This is a genomic window from Micromonospora alfalfae (assembly GCF_022230925.1).
GTDB classification, from domain to species: domain Bacteria; phylum Actinomycetota; class Actinomycetes; order Mycobacteriales; family Micromonosporaceae; genus Micromonospora; species Micromonospora alfalfae.
Map to the genome: position 1 here is coordinate 1 of NZ_JAKKFH010000033.1, position 17,985 is coordinate 17,985.

General features: G+C 71.8%; 20 protein-coding genes. 5 read left to right on the plus strand and 15 right to left on the minus strand.

The annotated features are described in order from the left end of the window. Positions 1–427: 427 nt before the first annotated feature. Positions 428–1,720, minus strand: a complete 1,293-nt coding sequence (gene tyrS / locus MED01_RS25485; protein ID WP_238671111.1) for a tyrosine--tRNA ligase — start codon at positions 1,718–1,720, stop codon at positions 428–430. A gap of 99 nt (positions 1,721–1,819) precedes the next feature. On the opposite strand from tyrS, the gene MED01_RS25490 reads away from it, so the two are divergent. After that, positions 1,820–2,209 (plus strand): PaaI family thioesterase, encoded by a 390-nt coding sequence (locus tag MED01_RS25490; RefSeq protein WP_238671085.1) that lies wholly within the window; start codon positions 1,820–1,822, stop codon positions 2,207–2,209. 22 nt (positions 2,210–2,231) lie between these two features. On the opposite strand, the gene MED01_RS25495 is transcribed toward MED01_RS25490, so the two are convergent. The 3 genes from MED01_RS25495 to MED01_RS25505 all read right to left on the minus strand — a co-directional run bounded on the left by MED01_RS25495 (position 2,232) and on the right by MED01_RS25505 (position 4,923). Beyond that, entirely contained in the window at positions 2,232–3,569 is a 1,338-nt protein-coding gene (locus MED01_RS25495) for a hemolysin family protein (RefSeq protein ID WP_238671086.1), read from the minus strand. A gap of 202 nt (positions 3,570–3,771) precedes the next feature. Beyond that, a complete protein-coding gene (locus MED01_RS25500) occupies positions 3,772–4,413 on the minus strand; it encodes a YgjV family protein (protein WP_238671087.1) in 642 nt (213 codons plus the stop codon). A 9-nt stretch (positions 4,414–4,422) separates the two neighbouring features. Continuing rightward, the gene (locus MED01_RS25505) at positions 4,423–4,923 is read right to left on the minus strand and encodes a GNAT family N-acetyltransferase (protein WP_238671088.1); all 501 of its coding nucleotides are present in this window, start codon (positions 4,921–4,923) and stop codon (positions 4,423–4,425) included. Positions 4,924–5,058: 135 nt separating this feature from the next. Between MED01_RS25505 and MED01_RS25510 the strand changes: the two genes are divergently transcribed. Further along, on the plus strand, positions 5,059–5,931 hold the full coding sequence (locus tag MED01_RS25510) for a universal stress protein (RefSeq protein WP_238671089.1): 873 nt from the start codon (positions 5,059–5,061) through the stop codon (positions 5,929–5,931). On the opposite strand, the gene MED01_RS25515 is transcribed toward MED01_RS25510, so the two are convergent. The 5 genes from MED01_RS25515 to MED01_RS25535 form a co-directional block, all read right to left on the minus strand. Beyond that, on the minus strand, positions 5,924–6,559 hold the full coding sequence (locus tag MED01_RS25515; protein WP_238671090.1) for an FMN reductase: 636 nt from the start codon (positions 6,557–6,559) through the stop codon (positions 5,924–5,926). The genes MED01_RS25510 and MED01_RS25515 overlap by 8 nt on opposite strands. Next, a complete protein-coding gene (locus tag MED01_RS25520; RefSeq protein ID WP_238671091.1) occupies positions 6,556–7,698 on the minus strand; it encodes an LLM class flavin-dependent oxidoreductase in 1,143 nt (380 codons plus the stop codon). The genes MED01_RS25515 and MED01_RS25520 overlap by 4 nt, the downstream gene beginning before the upstream one ends. A gap of 161 nt (positions 7,699–7,859) precedes the next feature. After that, positions 7,860–8,135: a ubiquitin-like small modifier protein 1 gene (locus MED01_RS25525; protein WP_238671092.1), complete on the minus strand. Its 276-nt coding sequence runs from the start codon at positions 8,133–8,135 to the stop codon at positions 7,860–7,862. Positions 8,136–8,137: 2 nt separating this feature from the next. Further along, complete coding sequence (locus tag MED01_RS25530; protein ID WP_238671093.1) at positions 8,138–9,223, minus strand: WD40/YVTN/BNR-like repeat-containing protein; 1,086 nt, start codon at positions 9,221–9,223, stop codon at positions 8,138–8,140. Between the two features lie 87 nt (positions 9,224–9,310). After that, a complete protein-coding gene (locus tag MED01_RS25535) occupies positions 9,311–9,952 on the minus strand; it encodes a DNA-3-methyladenine glycosylase (RefSeq protein ID WP_238671094.1) in 642 nt (213 codons plus the stop codon). Positions 9,953–10,126: 174 nt separating this feature from the next. On the opposite strand from MED01_RS25535, the gene MED01_RS25540 reads away from it, so the two are divergent. From MED01_RS25540 to MED01_RS25550, 3 genes are all read left to right on the plus strand, one after another. Further along, positions 10,127–10,582, plus strand: a complete 456-nt coding sequence (locus MED01_RS25540) for a hypothetical protein (protein ID WP_238671095.1) — start codon at positions 10,127–10,129, stop codon at positions 10,580–10,582. An 86-nt stretch (positions 10,583–10,668) separates the two neighbouring features. After that, positions 10,669–11,094 (plus strand): DNA-binding protein, encoded by a 426-nt coding sequence (locus MED01_RS25545; protein WP_210786251.1) that lies wholly within the window; start codon positions 10,669–10,671, stop codon positions 11,092–11,094. A gap of 93 nt (positions 11,095–11,187) precedes the next feature. After that, positions 11,188–11,541 carry an MmcQ/YjbR family DNA-binding protein gene (locus MED01_RS25550; RefSeq protein WP_238671096.1) on the plus strand — a complete coding sequence of 118 codons (354 nt, stop codon included), beginning with the start codon at positions 11,188–11,190 and terminating at the stop codon, positions 11,539–11,541. 43 nt (positions 11,542–11,584) lie between these two features. Here the strand turns inward: MED01_RS25550 and argH are convergent, their stop codons facing one another. The 6 genes from argH to argB form a co-directional block, all read right to left on the minus strand. Beyond that, positions 11,585–13,048: an argininosuccinate lyase gene (argH, locus tag MED01_RS25555; protein ID WP_238671097.1), complete on the minus strand. Its 1,464-nt coding sequence runs from the start codon at positions 13,046–13,048 to the stop codon at positions 11,585–11,587. A gap of 76 nt (positions 13,049–13,124) precedes the next feature. Then, positions 13,125–14,336: an argininosuccinate synthase gene (locus MED01_RS25560; protein WP_238671098.1), complete on the minus strand. Its 1,212-nt coding sequence runs from the start codon at positions 14,334–14,336 to the stop codon at positions 13,125–13,127. Beyond that, the gene (locus MED01_RS25565; protein ID WP_238671099.1) at positions 14,333–14,848 is read right to left on the minus strand and encodes an arginine repressor; all 516 of its coding nucleotides are present in this window, start codon (positions 14,846–14,848) and stop codon (positions 14,333–14,335) included. The genes MED01_RS25560 and MED01_RS25565 overlap by 4 nt, the downstream gene beginning before the upstream one ends. Then, the gene (argF, locus tag MED01_RS25570) at positions 14,845–15,813 is read right to left on the minus strand and encodes an ornithine carbamoyltransferase (RefSeq protein ID WP_238671100.1); all 969 of its coding nucleotides are present in this window, start codon (positions 15,811–15,813) and stop codon (positions 14,845–14,847) included. The genes MED01_RS25565 and argF overlap by 4 nt, the downstream gene beginning before the upstream one ends. Next, positions 15,810–17,039, minus strand: coding sequence for an acetylornithine transaminase (locus tag MED01_RS25575; RefSeq protein WP_238671101.1), 1,230 nt, complete (start codon positions 17,037–17,039; stop codon positions 15,810–15,812). The genes argF and MED01_RS25575 overlap by 4 nt, the downstream gene beginning before the upstream one ends. After that, positions 17,036–17,941, minus strand: a complete 906-nt coding sequence (argB, locus tag MED01_RS25580; protein WP_238671102.1) for an acetylglutamate kinase — start codon at positions 17,939–17,941, stop codon at positions 17,036–17,038. The genes MED01_RS25575 and argB overlap by 4 nt, the downstream gene beginning before the upstream one ends. Positions 17,942–17,985: the final 44 nt, after the last annotated feature.

The following is a 17,985-nucleotide window of genomic DNA, read 5'->3' on the forward strand; positions in this document are numbered from 1 at the left end:
CAGCGCCAGGCACTTTTACTACGTTACCCGCTCGTTTCCACCGTGTCAAACCGATATTTCGCGGTTCGCCATGCTTCAACCGATAATGCGGGCACCATGTCGCAACCGGCTTGCGCCGCTCTCGTCATGGATTCGGCAGGCCGGCCGTCGCGATTTCCCGCGACCCGCCCGGTGCCCTGCCGGTTCGTAACCATACCCGGTCGGTTTCGCGGCGCCAAATCCGCCTCGCGGCGTTTCTGGCGGCACCTCCCGGGTGGGGCTCCGGTGGGCGTGCCCACCCGACCCCCAGGTCGTTCGCCGGCGCTCCGGCCGCTTCAGGCTTTCGCCTGTTTCGTCCGTTCCGCGCTGGCAGAGAGAAAGTTACGCGTCCGGCGGGATGATCGTCAAATCCGCCGGACGCGTCCCCCGTCACATCGTCGACAGATGGCTATTCACCCAGCTCAACGCCAGCGAACGAACGCTTTCCACGGCGCAGCACCAGGTATCGCCCATGTAGAAGGTCGGTCGGCGACACCACGGCGTCCACAGCGGTCACCCGGTTGTTGTTGACGTAGGCGCCGCCCTCGGCGATCACCCGCCGAGCCTCCTTGAGGCCACTGACCAGACCGGAGTCGCGCAGCAGACCCGCCACATCCGGCAATTCGCCGGTGAGGCGTACGAGACCCGCCTCGGTCAGGGCCGCCCGCAGGGTCTCCGGCGCCAGCTCGTCCAACGAGCCGCGGCCGAAGAGCGCCTGACTGGCGGCGATCGCCTGTCGAGTCTCCTCGGCACCGTGCACCAGGGTGGTCAGCTCCTCGGCGAGCGCCCGCTGCGCCAACCGGGCCGCTGGCCGCTCGGCTGTCGCCTTGGCCAGCTCCTCCAACTCCTCGCGGGTCCGGAAGCTGAAGTACCGCAGGTAGCGGTCCACCTCCTGGTCCTCGACGTTGAGCCAGAACTGGTAGAACGCGTACGGGCTGGTCATCGTGGGGTCGAGCCAGACGGCGCCGCCCTCGGTCTTGCCGAACTTCGTGCCGTCGGACTTGGTGACCAGGGGCGTGGTGAACGCCTGCACCGGCCCCGCGCCCCGTCGGCGCACGTAGTCGACGCCGGCGGTGATGTTGCCCCACTGATCGGAGCCGCCGAACTGGAGCTGACAGCCGTGCCTGCGGTGCAACTCGAAGAAGTCGTTTGCCTGCAACAGCTGGTAGCTGAACTCGGTGAAGCTGATGCCGGTCTCCAGGCGGGCGCGCACCACCTCCCGCGCGAGCATCTTGTTCACCGGGAAGTGCTTGCCCACGTCGCGCAGGAACTCGACCACCGACATCTCGCCGGTCCACTCCAGGTTGTTGACCAACTGGGCCGCGTTCTCACCGGAGTACGACACGAACGGCGCCAGCTGGTCACGGATGCGCTCGACCCATCCGGCGATCACTTCGGGCGGGTTGAGGGTCCGCTCGGCGCTCTCCTTCGGGTCACCGATCTGCCCGGTCGCCCCGCCGACCAGCAGCAACGGGCGGTGGCCGGCGAGTTGCAGCCGGCGGGCCATGGTGACCTGCATGAGCGAGCCGACGTGCAGGCTCGCCGCGGTGGGGTCGAAGCCCACGTAGTACGTGGCGGACTTTCCACCGTCGAGCAGCTCGCGCAGCTCGTCGAGGCCGGTCGAGTCCTGGATCAGGCCACGCCAGAGCAGGTCGTCGGTCAGGGAGTCCCGCCCGGGCGGCGGAGGGCTGCTGTCGGTCACGGTCACCGATTCTCCCCCATGGCCGGCACCAACCCGTACCGGGTTTGGCGCAACCCGCCCCGGCTAGGCTTGCGCCCGTTGATCAAGGAGGGCTTTGCCATGGAGATTCCGGATCTGACGGGCGGTCTCGTCGCCCTGCTCGGCCTCAAGTTCGAGGAGGCCAGCGCCGACCGGGTGGTCATCAGCTGGCAGGTCCGCCCGGAGCTGCACCAGCCGTTCGGCATCCAGCACGGCGGGGTGTACTGCTCGGTCGTGGAGACCGCGGCCAGCGTGGGCGGCGCCCTCTGGCTGGCCGACCGGGGCAGCGTGGTCGGGGTGTCGAACCAGACCGACTTCCTGCGGGCCGTCCGGGACGGTGAGCTGAGGGCTGTCGGCACGCCGGTGCACCGGGGCCGCAGCCAGCAGCTCTGGCAGGTGGAGATCACCGACGCCGACGAGCGGCTGGTCGCCCGTGGTCAGGTCCGGCTGCAGAACCTCTCGCCCGCCTGAGCGGCGGCACTAGCCGGACCGGTCAACTGCGGGCCTCGTCCAGCATCGGCTCCGCGGCCTGGTCGGTGTCGGCGTCGCCGTCGGCTTCGTCGGGTACGCGGCTGAGCCGTACCTCGGTGATCGCCCGGTGGTCGATGCCGGCCACCATGAGCACCCAACCGTCGAGCGTGACGTCCTCCCCGGCGACGGTGGGGATGTGCCCGAGCCGGGTCAGCACCAGCCCGGCGACCGTGGTGTAGTCACCGGCCGGGCGCGACGGCAGCTCCACGCCGATGTCCGGCAGGTCGTGCACCGGGAAGGTGCCGGGCAGCACCAGCGCACCGTCGGGGTCGCGCCGCACCGAGCGCACATCCCGGTCGGTCTCGTCGTAGATCTCGCCGACGATCTCCTCCAGGATGTCCTCCAGCGTCACGATGCCGTCGACGGCGCCGCGCTCGTCCACGACGAGCGCGATGTGCTGACGCTCGGCCTTGAACTGGCGCAGCGCGTCCACCACCGGTAGCGAGTCGGGCAGCAGCATCGGCGGTCGGGCGATCTCGTCGACCGGCCGGTCGTCGGGCACACCCACCAGGTCACGCAGGTGGATCACTCCGGCCGTGTCGTCCAGGCCGCCGTGGCGCACGACCGGAGCCCGGGAGTGCCCGGTGGCGGCCAGCACGAGCCGCGCGGCCTCCGCTGTGGTCCCGCTGTCGAGCGTGAAGACCTGCAACCGGGGTACGAGGACAGCCCGCAACCGCCGGTCGGCGATCTCCACGGCACCCGCGATGATGGTGCGCTGCTCCTTGGTGAAGCCGTGGTTGCCGGCGACGATGTCACGCAGCTCGTCCGGACCGATCTCCTCCGGCTCGTGTTTGGGGTTGAGCCCGACCAGGCGGACCACCACGTCGCTGGTGGCGCCGAGCGCCCAGACGGCCGGCCGGGTGAGGCTGGCGAGCAGGTCGAGCGGGCGGGCCACCAGCAGCGCCCAGCGCTCGGCGGACTGCATGGCGATCCGCTTGGGCGCCAGCTCGCCGAAGACCAGGGTGACGAAGGTCAGCGCGAGGGTGACCGCCACGATGGCCGCCGTCTCGGCGGCGCCGCCGAACACCCCGAGCAGCGGCACCAGGGGTTTTGCCAGCGAGACCGCCGCGGCGGCGGAGGCCAGGAAGCCGGCGAGGGTGATGCCGATCTGGATGGTGGCCAGGAAGCGGTTCGGGTCCTTGGCGAGCCGGGCCAGCACCCGCCCGGCCCGGCTGGTGCGCTCCAGCCGCTGGATCTGGCTGTCGCGCAGCGACACCAACGCCATCTCGCTGCCCGCGAAGAGCGCGTTGATCACGACCAGGACTCCGACCAGGGCCAGTTGGCTCCCGTAGCTCTGCACGCCCGGTTCGCTCCCTCGTGGTGGTGGCACCGGCCGCTACACGCGGCACCCGCCGGTCGGCGAGCCCGCCCGGCGTAGGCGTGTCTTTGCCCCGTCCGGCGCCGGCCGAATCCTGCCCCGGCGACGCTACGCCGAATCGGTCGAGGTGGCGCTACGTCGAATCGGCGTCGGCGACGCTACGCCGGCAGGGGCGTCGGCGACGCTACGCCGACTGGGGCGTCGGCGACGTCGGCAGGTCGAGAACGTACGAGTCGCCCTCCGGGCGGAAGCCGAGCCGGTGGTAGTAGGGGGCCACCATCCGGGGCGGGCTGACCACCCGGTGGAAGCCTCTTTCGGTGAACAGGTGGCTGCGCCGGTAGACGAACTCGCCCGGGGTGAAGTCACGGAACTTCGGGGTCACGTAGTCCAGGTCGATCTGGGCGACACCGTGCGCCTCGGCGTGCGACAGCACCACGCCGACCACCTCGTCGGCCGTGACCACGAGGAACGCCGAGCGCCCCGACGCGTCCGGGTCCCAGTGGAAGCCGGGGTTGAACCGGGCGATGTCGGCGGCGTGCACCCGCAGCGTGTGCGCGAGGAACTGGTCACCGACGCCGACCTCCACCACCTGGTAGGTCTTCTCGTCGTGCCGGGTGGCGAGCATCCCGCGCAGGTACCAGATGTTGATCACCGCGAGCACGACGTTGAGCCCGACGCCGGGCCAGACCTCGATCGCGGCGTTGTAGCCGATCAGCACGAAGCAGCCGACGAGGTTGAGCGCCCGCAACCGCAGGATGCGCGACTGCAGCAGCGACCAGACCAGCACCGCGGAGCCGGCCCAGCCGACGAGATCCAACCAGTTCACGCCGCGAGACTAGTGCCCGCCCAGGTCAGAGGCGTCGGCGGGCAGCTCCAGCAGCCACTCCTCGACGTCTTCGCCGCGGCCGTTGGCGTACCCCGAGTCTTCACCGACCACCACGAACCCGCACTTGCGCAGCACCGCGAGGGAGGCGGCGTTGTCCTTGGCGGCGCGGGCGTGCACCGGCCGGGGCAGCTCGCGCAGCAGGGCGGCCAGGGCCGCGGTGGCGTGGCCCCGACCCCAGCGCGCCGGGTCGATCCAGTAGCTGACCTCGGTCTGCCGCTCGGCCGGGAAGGCGGTCACGTAGCCGACCACCTCGCCGTCGACCTCGGCGGTGCGGACCAGGTTCGCCGGGTTGGTCAGCACCCGGGCCCAGTGTGCGGCGAACTCCCGACGGTCGGACGGGTCCTTGGGGCCGAACGCGGCCATCCGGTTGGCCTCCGGGTCCTGCTGGTGCAGGAAGAACTCGACGAGGTCGTCCTCACGGACCGGGCGCAGCAGCAGATCGGAGGTCATCGGCCGAGGGTACGCAACGGCCGTGACACGAAGCGGCGGCGCGGAGTCAGCCGGCGGCGGCCACGGGCCGGCGCGTCCGGCCCCTGCGGAGCGCCCGAGCGGTCGACAATGACCTGACCGACCCAGGGAGCGCCGATGAACCGACCTGTCGTGGTGGGCGTTGACGGATCGCCGTCCAGCCTCGTCGCCGCCGAGCACGCGGCGCGGGCCGCCGTGCTCCGGTCCCGACCGCTGCTCCTGGTGCACGGCTACCTGCATCCGTCCGGCTACGGCGTGCCGCTCAACCCGTACGACCTCGGGGTGCCGGCGCCGCCCGAGGAGGCGCAGCAGATGTTGGAGAGCACGGCGGCCGAGCTGACCGGCAGGTGGCCCGGCCTCGCCGTCGAGGTGCGTCAGGTCCTGGGTGGCCCGGCGGCCACCATGATCGAGGAGTCCCGCCGGGCGGAGCTGGTCGTGGTGGGCAGCCGGGGCCTGGGCGGGTTCACCGGGCTGCTGCTCGGCTCGGTCGGCGCGCAGGTGGCCGCGCACGCCCACTGCCCGGCGCTTGTGGTCCGCCCGGACGAGCAGCCGATCCCGGTGGACGGCCCGGTGCTGGTCGGCGTGGACGGGTCCGAGTCGTCCCGGCTCGCCGCGGGCCTGGGCGTTGACGAGGCGGGGCTGCGGGACGTGCCGCTGGTGCTGGTGCACGTCGGTCCTTCGAACGAGGACCGGAGGGTGCCCGACGAGATCGAGGAGTCGCAGGCCGTGTACCAGGCCGAGGCGGTGAAACTCCTCGCCGACGCCTCAGCCGTGGTGCGCGCCGAACACCCCGGCCTTGTGGTGCGGGAGCATCCGGTCCGGGCGGACGGCGCGGCCCAGGGGCTCATCGAGGCCAGCGCCACGGCGTCGCTGCTGGTCGTGGGCACCCGGGGCCGGGCCGGGTTCGCCGGTCTGCTGCTCGGCTCGGTCAGTCAGGCGGCGATCCAGCACGCGCACTGCCCGGTGCTGGTCGCCCACCCGGTCAGCTGACCGCCTCGCCGTCACCTCGGCCGAGCATCTGCAGGAAGTCGGTGGTGAGGGCGAACGGGTCGGCCGGACCGGTGGCCGGTGGCCGGCGCTCGATCTGGTCGGCCAGCTCCCCGGCGGCGCGCCGGATCCGAGCGCGCAACGCGCCATCGGCGGTGCCGTCGGACCAGTCCTCCGGGGCGGCGAAGACCGCTGTCGGGACGACCACCGACCGAAGGTAGGCGAACATCGGGCGGACGGCGTGTTCCAGTGCCAGCGAATGCCGGGCGGTGCCGCCGGTCGCGCCGATCAGCACCGGCCGGTCGACCATCGACTCGGAATCCAACACGTCGAAGAAGGACTTGAACAGCCCGTTGTACGAGGCGCTGAAGATCGGGGTGACGGCGATGAGCCCGTCCGCCCCGGTCACCGTGTCGATGACCTCGCGCAGCGCTGCCGGCGCGAACCCGGTGAGCATGTTGTTCACCACGTCGTGGGCGTACTCGCGCAGGTCGACGACGTGCAGCTCCACTTCGGAGCCGCGCCGGACCAACTCGTCGCGGGTGGCCGCGGCGAGCTGGTCGGCGAGCAGCCGGGTCGACGAGGGCTGACTCAGCCCCGCCGAGACCACGGCCAGGGTGCGGCGGGTCATCGGGTCGCCCCCTCCGGCGCCTTGCCCGTCACGTCGTCGACGGCGTGCACGGTGCTGTCAGTGGCACCGCCCGCGGCGACGACCAGCGAGGCGTGCGTCGGCGCTGCCGGCACGTGCGCCGGACGCAGCGCGGCGAACTCCTTGCGCAGCACCGGCACGACCTCCTCGCCGAGCAGGTCGAGCTGCTCCAGCACGGTCTTCAGCGGCAACCCGGCGTGGTCCATCAGGAACAGCTGCCGTTGGTAGTCACCGACGTACTCCCGGAAGCCGAGCGTGCGGTCGATGACCTGTTGCGGGCTGCCCACGGTCAGCGGGGTCTCCCGGGTGAACTCCTCCAACGACGGCCCGTGCCCGTAGACCGGGGCGTTGTCGAAGTAGGGCCGGAACTCCCGGACCGCGTCCTGCGAGTTGCGACGCATGAACACCTGCCCACCGAGGCCGACGATGGCCTGGTCGGCGGAGCCGTGGCCGTAGTGCGCGTACCGCTGGCGGTAGAGCGCGATCATCCGCTGGGTGTGCTCCTTGGGCCAGAAGATGTGGTTGGCGAAGAAGCCGTCGCCGTAGTACGCGGCCTGCTCGGCGATCTCCGGGCTGCGGATCGAGCCGTGCCAGACGAACGGGGGCACGCCGTCGAGGGGGCGCGGCGTCGAGGTGAACGACTGCAACGGGGTGCGGTACTTGCCCTTCCAGTCGACCACGTCCTCGCGCCACAACCGGTGCAGCAGGTCGTAGTTCTCGATGGCCAGGGGGATGCCGGCGCGGATGTCCTTGCCGAACCACGGGTAGACCGGGCCGGTGTTGCCGCGGCCCATCATCAGGTCCACCCGGCCGTCGGAGAGGTGCTGGAGCATCGCGTAGTCCTCGGCGATCTTCACCGGGTCGTTGGTGGTGATCAGCGTGGTGGCGGTGGACAGCAGCAGCCGCTCGGTGCGCGCCGCGATGTAGCCGAGCATTGTGGTCGGTGACGACGGCACGAACGGCGGGTTGTGGTGCTCGCCGGTGGCGAAGACGTCCAGGCCGACCTCCTCGGCCTTCAACGCGATGGCGACCATCGCCTTGATCCGCTCATGCTCGGTCGGCTCCCGACCGGTAGTCGGATCGACAGTGACGTCACCGACGGTGAAGATTCCGAACTGCATGACCAGCTCCTCGCGTGTCAACCGGGTGCCGTCGTGGTACCCGGACGCAGCTCTCAACTTATTTGACGACGCAACTATTCCGTCGGCGGTACGCCCCGCAGTGGCGCCCGTCACCCCCGCAACCGGACACCGGGTCGGGAACTCCCTCGGCGTCGGGCCGGTCAGCCGCCCGCCACCGAGGGCAGCACCTGCACCTCCGCGCCGTCCTTGACCGGGGTGGCCAGACCGCCGGAGTGCCGGCAGTCTTCCCCGTCGACGAAGACGTTGACGTAGCGACGCAGCTCGCCACGCTCGTCGCGGATGCGCCGGGCCAGCCGGGGGTGCGCGGCGGCCATCTCGTCGAGGACCGCCCGTAGCGTCCCGGCGGCGGTGACGTCCAGCCGACTCGCGCCCCCGGCCTCGCCGCGCAGCGGGCCGGGCAGCAGCACGGTGACCACGCTCAGACCTCCGCGGCGCGAACGCAGAGCACGTCGGGCAGGTGCGCCGCGACCAACGACCAGGAGTCGCCCTCGTCGCGGCTGGCGAAGACCGAGCCGGAGCGGGTGCCGAAGTAGACGCCAGCGGGGGTGGCGTCGTCGGCGCACATCGCATCGCGTAGCACCGCCGGATAGAACGGGCCCTCGGGCAGCCCGACCGACAGCGGCTCCCACTTGCCGCCCGCGTCGACGGAACGGAACACCCGGCACCGGTGGTCGGTCGGGTACCGCTCGCCGTCGGCCACCAAGGGGAAGGTCCACACCGTGCCGCCGCGCCCCGGGTGGGCCACCATCGGGAAGCCGAAGTCGCTAGGCAGCCCATCGGCGATCGAGGACCAGGTGCGGCCGTCGTCATCGGAGCGGTAGACGCCGTGGTGGTTCTGCGCGTACAGCCGCTCGGGGTTGCCGGCGTCCCGGGCCACCTTGTGCACGCACTGGCCGAACTCCGGCCACTCGTCGGGCAGGAAGTAGGCGCGGATGCCGGTGTTGCCCGGCGTCCAACTCGCCCCGGCGTCCTCCGAGCGGTAGACCCCGCCGGTGGACATGGCGACAAGCAGCCGAGCCGGGTCACGAGGGTGGGGCAGCACGGTGTGCACCGCCTGACCGCCGAAGCCGCCCTCCCACTGCGGGCGGTGCGGGTGGTCCCAGAGGGAACGGACCAGCTCGAAGCTGCGGCCACCGTCGGTGGACTTGAACAACGCCGAGGGCTCCGTGCCCGCCCAGACGACGTCCGGCTCGTCGGGGCCGGCCGGCATCAACTGCCAGACCCGCCCGAGGGAGACGCCGGTGTCGGCCGGAAACGCGACAGGCGCCTGGTCGGGCTCGTCCCAGGAAGCGCCGAGGTCGTCGCTGGTGGCGACGCTGGGGCCGAAGTGTGAGCTGGTCATGCCGGCCAGCAGCCGCGGGGTGGAACGACGGGTGTCGACAGCGACAGCGTAGACACCGGTCATCGGAAAGTGCGGACCGGTGATCTCCCAACTGCGCCGGTCGTCGGTGCTGGTGGCGAGAAACAATCCCTTGGCCGTGCCGATCGCGAGCAGTCTTGCCATGACGTCCTCCGAACCGTCGGCGAGCAGATCCGGTGATTATGGCCACACCCCCCGACAGACTTCCGTGCCCACACGCGGACGGCGCTCTCAGCGCCGGATGCGGGGCACGTGCCGGCGGTACGCGCTGACCGTGGGGTCGCCGTCGAGCCAGAACCGCCAGGGCAGATCGTGGGCGCCGGTCACGCCGACCCGGGGGCCCGCCACCACCGTCTCCGGCGGCACCGGCCGGGCCGGCGGACGCAGGCGGACCGGACCGTCGCCGAGCAGGTACGCCCCGTACGCCTCGCGGTCGATGCCGAGCGCCGAGCAGAGCCGGGCGGGCCCGCGGGCCAGGTCCACGTCCCGCCGGATGGCCGGCCGGCGCTCCCGTGCCGTGGGCAGCCCGTCGACCACCTCGCCGGCGCGCAGCAGCACGGCGGAGGCCTCCCCCTCGACCCCGGTGACCACGTTCATGCACCAGTGCATCCCGTAGGTGAAGTAGACGTAGGCGTGCCCGGCGGGGCCGAACATCACGGCGTTGCGCGGGGTGCGGCCCCGATGGGCGTGCGAGGCGGGATCACCGCCGCTTCCCGCGTACGCCTCGACCTCGGTGATCCGGACGGTGACCCCGCCGACGTGCAGCAGGCAGCCCAGCAGCCCGCGCGCCGCCGGCAGCAGTGGACCGGCGAGAAGGTCCGCCAGCGCCACCAGGTCGGCGGCGGTGCCGCGGTCACCGGACGACAGGGTCATGTCCCCGACGGTACCCATCCCGCCACCGGCCGGCGCGCTGACCTTTCCGCGCCGCCCGAACAAGACTCACGTCGCAGATCAGACAGTCGGCCGAACAGTGAAACCCGAGCACCGGCTCGGGAGTGTTCCCGATGTCGTCGCAGGGAGCGACGACACACACGGGAGGAAACCACCATGACCGTACGGAGCATCCGGCGACCACTGATCGCCACCGGTCTCGTCGCGGCAGCCGCGACCCTGGCCTTCACCCCATCGGCCAGCGCGAGCGTCCCACTGCGGGCCGCGGCGCAGGCCGACGACGCGTCTGTGACCGCGTTCGTGGTCGGCGCCACGGGCAAGATCGAGGCGAAGGGCGCGGCGGCGATCGTGCCGGTCACCGTCACCTGCTCGAAGGCCGTCGACTTCGATCTCACGGTCAAGGTCGCGCAGGCGGTCGGCCAGACGATGCGCGCGGGCACGACGGTTCGGAGGGTCACCTGCGCGGAGGGCACCCAGCAGGTGCGGATCGCGGTGATCCCGGTCGAGCGTCCGTTCGCAGCGGGCGTCGCGTTCGGCGTGCTGACCGCGAGCCCCTGTGACCCGTACTGCACACCCATGCACGACGAGCGCCCGTTCAACCTGGCGTTCTGAGGCGTCGCCTGGCGGCACGGCATGCCCGTGCCGCCAGGCTTCAACAGTTCGTTGACAATCTGACGTTCATAAGGTGTGCTCGGGGTATGACGACCGAGGACATCTTCACCGCGCCGGACCCGGGCCGAGCCCGCGCCCACCGCACCCACGAGGCGTTGCAACGGATCAGCGAGCGGCACGCCGGCACCGACACGCGGCGGGGCCGGTGGGCCCACCCGTACGTGCTCGACCCGTGGGAGGCGGTCGCCCTGGTCACCGCGCTGGCCGCTGGCGGGGCCGAGCGCGAACCCGCGGAAGAGCCGATCGACGCCGCCGACCTGACCGCCGCGCTGACCCTGCTGCCCCACGTCCGCGCCGAGCTCGACGCCCTGGAGGCCGGCCTGCTGACGCTGGCCCGCGACCGTGGGCTGACCTGGCAGGCGATCGCCTACGGGCTGGGGTTGGGCAGCGCACAGGCGGCCCGGCAGCGCTACGAGCGGGTCGCCGCCCGCTCGGCCGAGCAGACCCCCTGATCCGGTACGTCCTCAAACCGACGCCCGGATCGGCACGCCGCGCCTACGACGGCTGCGGGGCGGGCACACTGTGCGCACGACGAGGAGGCACCCATGGAGCGCGCGGAGATGCTGGCGTACTGCCTGGCCAAGCCGGGAGCGTGGCTGGACCAGCCGTGGGAGGGCGACGAGGTGGTGAAGGTGGGCGGCCGGATCTTCGCGTTCCTCGGCAGCGACAACGGCAAGCCGACGGTCGGCATCAAGTGCGGGGCGACCCGGGAGGTGGCCGACGAGTGGCTGCACCGACACCCCGACGACGCCAGCGTGATGGCCTACATCGGCCGGTCCGGGTGGAACACGCTGCGCCTGGACGGCGGAATCGATGACGAGGAGCTGACCGAGGCGGTCGACTCGTCGTACGACATGGTGGTGGCGAAGCTCCCCAAGCGGGAGCGCCCGACGGCCTGAACCGCCGCGGCGCCGGCGGCCAGCGCCGACGCCACGGCACAGCTCAGCGCGGAACGACAGCCTCGGTGGCCCACTCCCGCCAACCGGCCAGCCGGTCCGCCGCGGCGGCGAGCTGATCGGCGACCGGGCCAGGGCCGGTGGAACCAGGGGTGGTCCGGGCCGCGAGAGCCGAACGGACCGAGAGCACGTCCCGCACCGACGGGTCGAGGTGCCCGCTGATCGCGGTCAGGTCCTCGTCGGAGACGTCGTTCAGCTCGCACTCCCGAGCCGCGCACAGTGCCACCAACTGGCCGGTGATCTCGTGCGCGTCGCGGAACGGCACGTTGCGCCGGACCAGCCAGTCGGCGACCTCGGTGGCGAGGGAGAAGCCGACCGGAGCGGCGGCGACGAGGCGGTCCACCCGGACCGTCATCGTGGAGATCATTCCCGCCAGGGCCGGAAGCAGCAGTTCCAGGGTGTCGACCGCGTCGAAGGCCGGCTCCTTGTCCTCCTGCATGTCCCGGTCGTAGGTCATCGGCAGGCCCTTGAGCATGGTGAGCACCGTCACCAGGCCGCCGACCAGGCGCCCGGACTTGCCCCGGGCCAGCTCGGCGATGTCCGCGTTCTTCTTCTGCGGCATGATCGACGAACCGGTGGCGAAGGAGTCGTCCAGCTCCACCCAGCCGAACTCGTGCGAGGTCCAGAGCACCACCTCCTCGCCGAGCCGGGACAGGTGCACCCCGATCAGGGCGGTGGTGAAGAGGAACTCGGCCACGAAGTCCCGGTCGGCGACGGCGTCCATCGAGTTGGCGAACGACGTACGGAAGCCCAGCTCCTTCGCCACCGCCACCGGGTCCAGTGGGAGCCCGGACCCGGCCAGGGCGCCCGCGCCGAGCGGGCTGATCGCCGCCCGGTGGTCCCAGTCGCGCAGCCGCTCGAGGTCGCGCAGCAGCGGCTGCACGTGGGCGAGCAGCCAGTGCCCGAAGGTGACCGGCTGGGCGTGCTGGAGGTGGGTCATGCCCGGCGCGGCGGTGTCGATGTGCCGCTCGGCCTGCTCGACCAGCGCCTCCGCCAGCTCGACCAGGCGGCTGGCCACGCCCCGGGCGTGGTCGCGCAGGTAGAGCCGCAGGTCGGTGGCGACCTGGTCGTTGCGGGACCGGCCGGCGCGTAGCTTGCCACCGAGGCTGCCGAGACGCTCCAGCAGACCGCGCTCCAGCGCGGTGTGCACGTCCTCGTCGTCGATGGTGGGGCGGAACGTTCCGGAGGCGCAGGCGGCCTCCAGGTCGTCCAGCGCGGCCAGCATCCGGCCCAGCTCCTCCGGATCGAGCAGGCCCGCGCCAGCGAGGACCCGGGCGTGCGCCCGGGACCCGGCGATGTCGTACGGGGCCAGGCGCCAGTCGAACTGCACGCTCACCGACAGTCGGGCGAGCGCCTCGGCGGGGCCGCCCGCGAACCGGCCACCCCAGAGGCTCGTCCGGTTGGTGGCGGCGCTGTTCTCAGTCAGGCTCTTGTCGTCCACGTCGCCCATCATTGCGTTGGTTGCCTTTCGCTCGCGACTGCGGGGCCCGCTTGCCGCGCCTGCTCAGTCTCCGCGCTCACACATGTCACTGGCCGCCACCGCCCAGCCGGGCGTCCCGAGCGGCGGCCATCCGGCTCGGCAGCCCCCACAGCTGCACGAAGCCCTTGGCCAGGGACTGGTCGAAGGTGTCGCCGGTGTCGTAGGTGGCCATCTGAAAGTCGTAGAGGCTCGCCTCGGAGCGCCGGCCGGTCACAGTGGCCCGGCCGCCGTGCAGGATCACCCGCACCTCGCCGCTCACGTGCCGCTGCGCGTCGTCGATGAACGCGTCCAGCGACGCCTTCAGCGGCGAGAACCACAGCCCGTCGTAGACGAGTTCGCCCCAGCGCTGGTCGACGCCCCTCTTGAACCGGGCCAGGTCCCGCTCGACGGTCACCGCCTCCAACTCCTGGTGGGCCGTGATCAGCGCGATCGCGCCGGGCGCCTCGTACACCTCTCGGCTCTTGATGCCGACCAGGCGGTCCTCGACCATGTCGAGCCGGCCCACGCCCTGCGCGCCGGCGCGCCGGTTGAGCTCCAGGATCGCCTGGTACGGGGTGACCGTCTCACCGTCGATCGCCACCGGCACGCCGCCGTCGAAGGTGATCACGACCTCGTCGGGGTCGCGCTCCTGGGTCGGGTCGGAGGTGTACGAGTAGAGGCCCTCGACCGGGGCGTTCCAGATGTCCTCCAGGAAGCCGGTCTCCACCGCGCGACCCCACAGGTTCTGGTCGACCGAGTACGGCGACCTGGCCGACACGTCGATCGGCAGCCCCTTCTCCTCGGCGAAGGCGATCGCCTTGTCCCTGGTCCAGGCGAAGTCCCGGGCCGGCGCGATGATCTTCAGGTCGGGGGCGAGCGCGTTCAGGCCCACCTCGAACCGGACCTGGTCGTTGCCCTTGCCGGTACAGCCGTGCGACACGATCGTGCCGCGGTGCTTGCGTGCCGCCGCCACCAGGTGCTTGACGATCAGCGGCCGGGACAGCGCCGACACCAGGGGGTAGCGGTCCATGTAGAGCGCGTTGGCCCGGATCGCCGGCAGGCAGTACTCGGCGGCGAACTCGTCGCGCGCGTCCACCACCTCGGACTCGGCGGCGCCGCAGTCCAGGGCACGCTGCCGAATGGCGTCGAGATCCTCACCGCCCTGCCCGACGTCGACAGCGACAGCGATCACCTCGGCGCCGGTCTGCTCGGACAGGTACGGAATGGCGACGGAGGTGTCCAACCCGCCGGAGTACGCGAGCACGACCCGCTCGGTCATGACGTGATGTTCCCTTCAGCGGTGTCTTCCCGGCGGGCCCAGCCGGCGAGCTTGTCTCCGAGTGCCGCCCCGCCGACGGCCTCACGGGCCACCACGAGGATGGTGTCGTCGCCGGCGATGGTGCCGACGATCTCGGGCAGGCCTGCCCGGTCCAACGCGCTCGCCAGGTACTGGGCCGCACCCGGCGGTGTCCGCAGCACGGCGATGTTGCCGCTGGAGTCGACCCCGTTGAGCAGTTCACGCAGCAGCCGTACCAGCCTGGCCGGCGCGGCCTCGGCGTCGCGCAACGGTCGCTGCCCGTCCTCGGGGATCAGGTAGACGGCCGGACCGTCGCCGCCGCGCACCTTGACCGCGCCCAACTCCTCCAGGTCCCGCGAGAGGGTGGCCTGGGTGACGCCGACCCCGTCGGCGGCGAGCAGGTCGGCCAGCTCGGTCTGCGACCGGATCGACCGGTCACGGATCAGCTCCACGATCCGGGCGTGCCGGGCCGCGCGAGTCAGCGGCGCTGTCATCGCTGCCCTCCGGTGACGGCATCGCCGGTCGCCTGGCCTCCCGTGCCGGTTCCCAGCAGGAACGTCAGCAGCGCCTTCTGCGCGTGCAGCCGGTTCTCCGCCTGGTCGAAGACCGCGCTCTGCGGGCCGTCGAGCACCTCGTCGGTGATTTCCTCACCACGGTGCGCGGGCAGGCAGTGCAGCACTATCGCGTCCGGTGCGGCCTGACCGAGCAGCTCCTTGTTGACCTGGTACGGCAGGAACGGGGTGATCCGGTCCAACCCGTCGGACTCCTGCCCCATCGACGTCCAGGTGTCGGTGGCCAGCACGTCGGCGTCGCGTACCGCCTGGGTCGGGTCGGTCAGCACCCGCACCGACCCGCCGGTCCGCGCGGCGATCTGGGCGGCCCGTTCCACCACTGCCGTGTCCGGCGCGAACCCGGCCGGGCCGGCGATCCGCACGTGCATCCCGGCGGTCGCCCCGGCCAGCAGGTACGACTGCGCCATGTTGTTCGCGCCGTCCCCCACGTACGCCAGGGTGCGGCCGGCCGTGCCACCGCACCGCTCCCGGATGGTGAGCAGGTCGGCCAGCAGCTGGCACGGGTGGAAACCGTCGGTGAGCGCGTTGACCACCGGCACCGTCGCGCCCGCCGCCACCTCGGCGATCCGCTCGTCACCGTGGGTCCGCAGCACGATCGCCGCGACGTAGCGGGACAGCACCCGCCCCGCGTCGGCGAGCGACTCACCGCGACCGAAGTGGGTGACCTGGGTGTCCACCACCAGGGGGTGCCCGCCCAGCTCGGCGATCCCCGCGTCGAACGAGATCCTGGTCCGCAGGCTCTGCTTGTCGAAGAGCACCGCCACCGAGCGGGGCCCGACCAACGGCCGGTGGCCGAACCGGTCCGCCTTCATCAGCGCCGCCAGGTCGAGGACCGCTGACTGTTCGGCCGGCGAAAGGTCGTCGTCGCGCAGGAAGTGCCGGGTCATCGAGTCGTCCCCGTCGTGGTGGTCACTGTGGCTGGTGCGATCTGCGCGCCGGCAGCGGCCGGGGCGGTCGCGTCCAGTGCGGCCGGCAGCGCGGCAAGGAAGGTGTCCGCCTGGGCGGCGGTGAGGATCAGCGGCGGAGCCAACCGGACCACACCCGGCTGCACCGGGTTGACCAGGAAGCCGGCTTCCCGCAGCGCCTCGGCCAGCACCGACGACACCGGCGCGGTGAGCGCCACACCGAGCAGCAGCCCGGACCCGCGTACCTCGGCGATCAGCGGGTGGCCCAGCGCCTCGATACCGTGGCGCAACCGCTCGCCGACCCGCTTGACGTTGTCGAGCAGGCCCTCGTTGGCGATGGTCGCCACCACGGCGAGCGCCGCCGCGCAACTGACCGGGTTGCCGCCGAACGTCGTGCCGTGCGAACCGGGCGTGAGCAGGTCCGCGGCGGGACCGAAGGCCAGCGTCGCACCGATGGGCAGCCCACCACCCAGCCCCTTGGCCAGGGTGACCACGTCCGGCTCCACACCCTCGGCCTGGTGCGCGAACCAGTGCCCGGTACGCCCGACGCCGGTCTGCACCTCGTCGAGGACCAGCAGCGCGCCGTGCCTGGCGGTGATCCGTCGGGCCGCGGCGAGGTAGCCGGCCGGCGGGACCAGGACACCGTTCTCACCCTGGACGGGTTCCAGGATCACCATGGCGGTGGCCTCGGAGACGGCCGCGTCGAGGGCGGCGACATCGCCGTAGTCGACGTGGGTCACCTCACCGGGCAGCGGCCGGAACGGGTCGGCCTTGGCCGGTTGGCCGGTCAGCGCGAGGGCGCCCATGGTGCGGCCGTGGAAGCCGCCCCTGGTGGCCACCACGTGGGTGCGGCCGGTACGCCGGGAAAGCTTGAACGCCGCCTCGTTCGCCTCCGCGCCCGAGTTGGCGAAGAATACCCGGCCCGGGCGGCCGGCGAGCGCCAACAGCAGCTCGGCGAGGGCGACCGGAGGCTCGGCCACATAGAGGTTGGAGACGTGTCCAAGGGTCGCTACCTGCTTCGACACCGCCGCCACCACCGCCGGGTGGGCGTGACCGAGGGCGTTGACCGCGATGCCACCCACCAGGTCCAGGTACTCCCGGCCGGCGTCGTCGACCACGACGGCGCCGTGACCGGAGACCAACGCCATCGGCGGCGTGCCGTAGTTGTCCATCATGGAGTGCTTCCACCGCTGCGCCAACGTGCTCATGTCGCGTCCGTCCCGTCTCCCGGCACCACCATCGTTCCGAACCCTTCCGAGGTGAACACCTCAAGCAACGTGGAATGCGCCACCCGGCCGTCGACGACGTGCGCGGCGGGCACTCCCCCACGCACCGCCCGAAGGCATGCCTCCATCTTCGGCACCATCCCCGACTCCAGGCTGGGCAGCAGCTTGGCCAGGTCGTCCGCGGCGATCTCGGAGACCAGGCTGGTGGTGTCCGGCCAGTCCGCGTACAGGCCGGCCACGTCGGTGAGCACTACCAGCTTGCGGGCCCGCAACGCGATGGCCAGCGCCGCGGCGGCGGTGTCCGCGTTGAGGTTGTGCAGCACACCCTCCACGTCCGGCGCCACAGTGGAGATCACCGGGATCCGGCCGGCCTCGATCAGGTCGGTCACCGCTGACACGTCGACCGACTCGACGTCCCCGACCTGACCCACGTCGACCGGCACCCCGTCCACGTACGCCGGACGCCGCACCGCTGTGAACAGCCGGGCGTCCTCGCCGGAGAGGCCGACGGCGTACGGACCGTGCGAGTTGATCAAACCGACCAGCTCCCGGCCCACCTGACCGACGAGCACCATCCGGACCACGTCCATCGCCTCGGCGGTGGTCACCCGCAGACCACCGCGGAACTCGCTGGCGATGCCGAGGCGACCCAGCATGGCGGAGATCTGCGGACCGCCGCCGTGCACCACCACGGGCTTCAGGCCGGCGTAGCGCAGGAAGACCATGTCGGCAGCGAACGCCCGCTGCAACTCCGGGTCGGTCATCGCGTTGCCGCCGTACTTGACCACCACCGTCGAGCCGCTGAAGCGTGCCAACCAGGGCAACGCCTCGATCAACGTCTCCGCCTTCACCTGCGCGCGAGCCAGATCGCTGCTGAGACTCACAGTGCCGGCCTTTCGTTCGCGACTGCCCGACTCCGCTGCGCTGC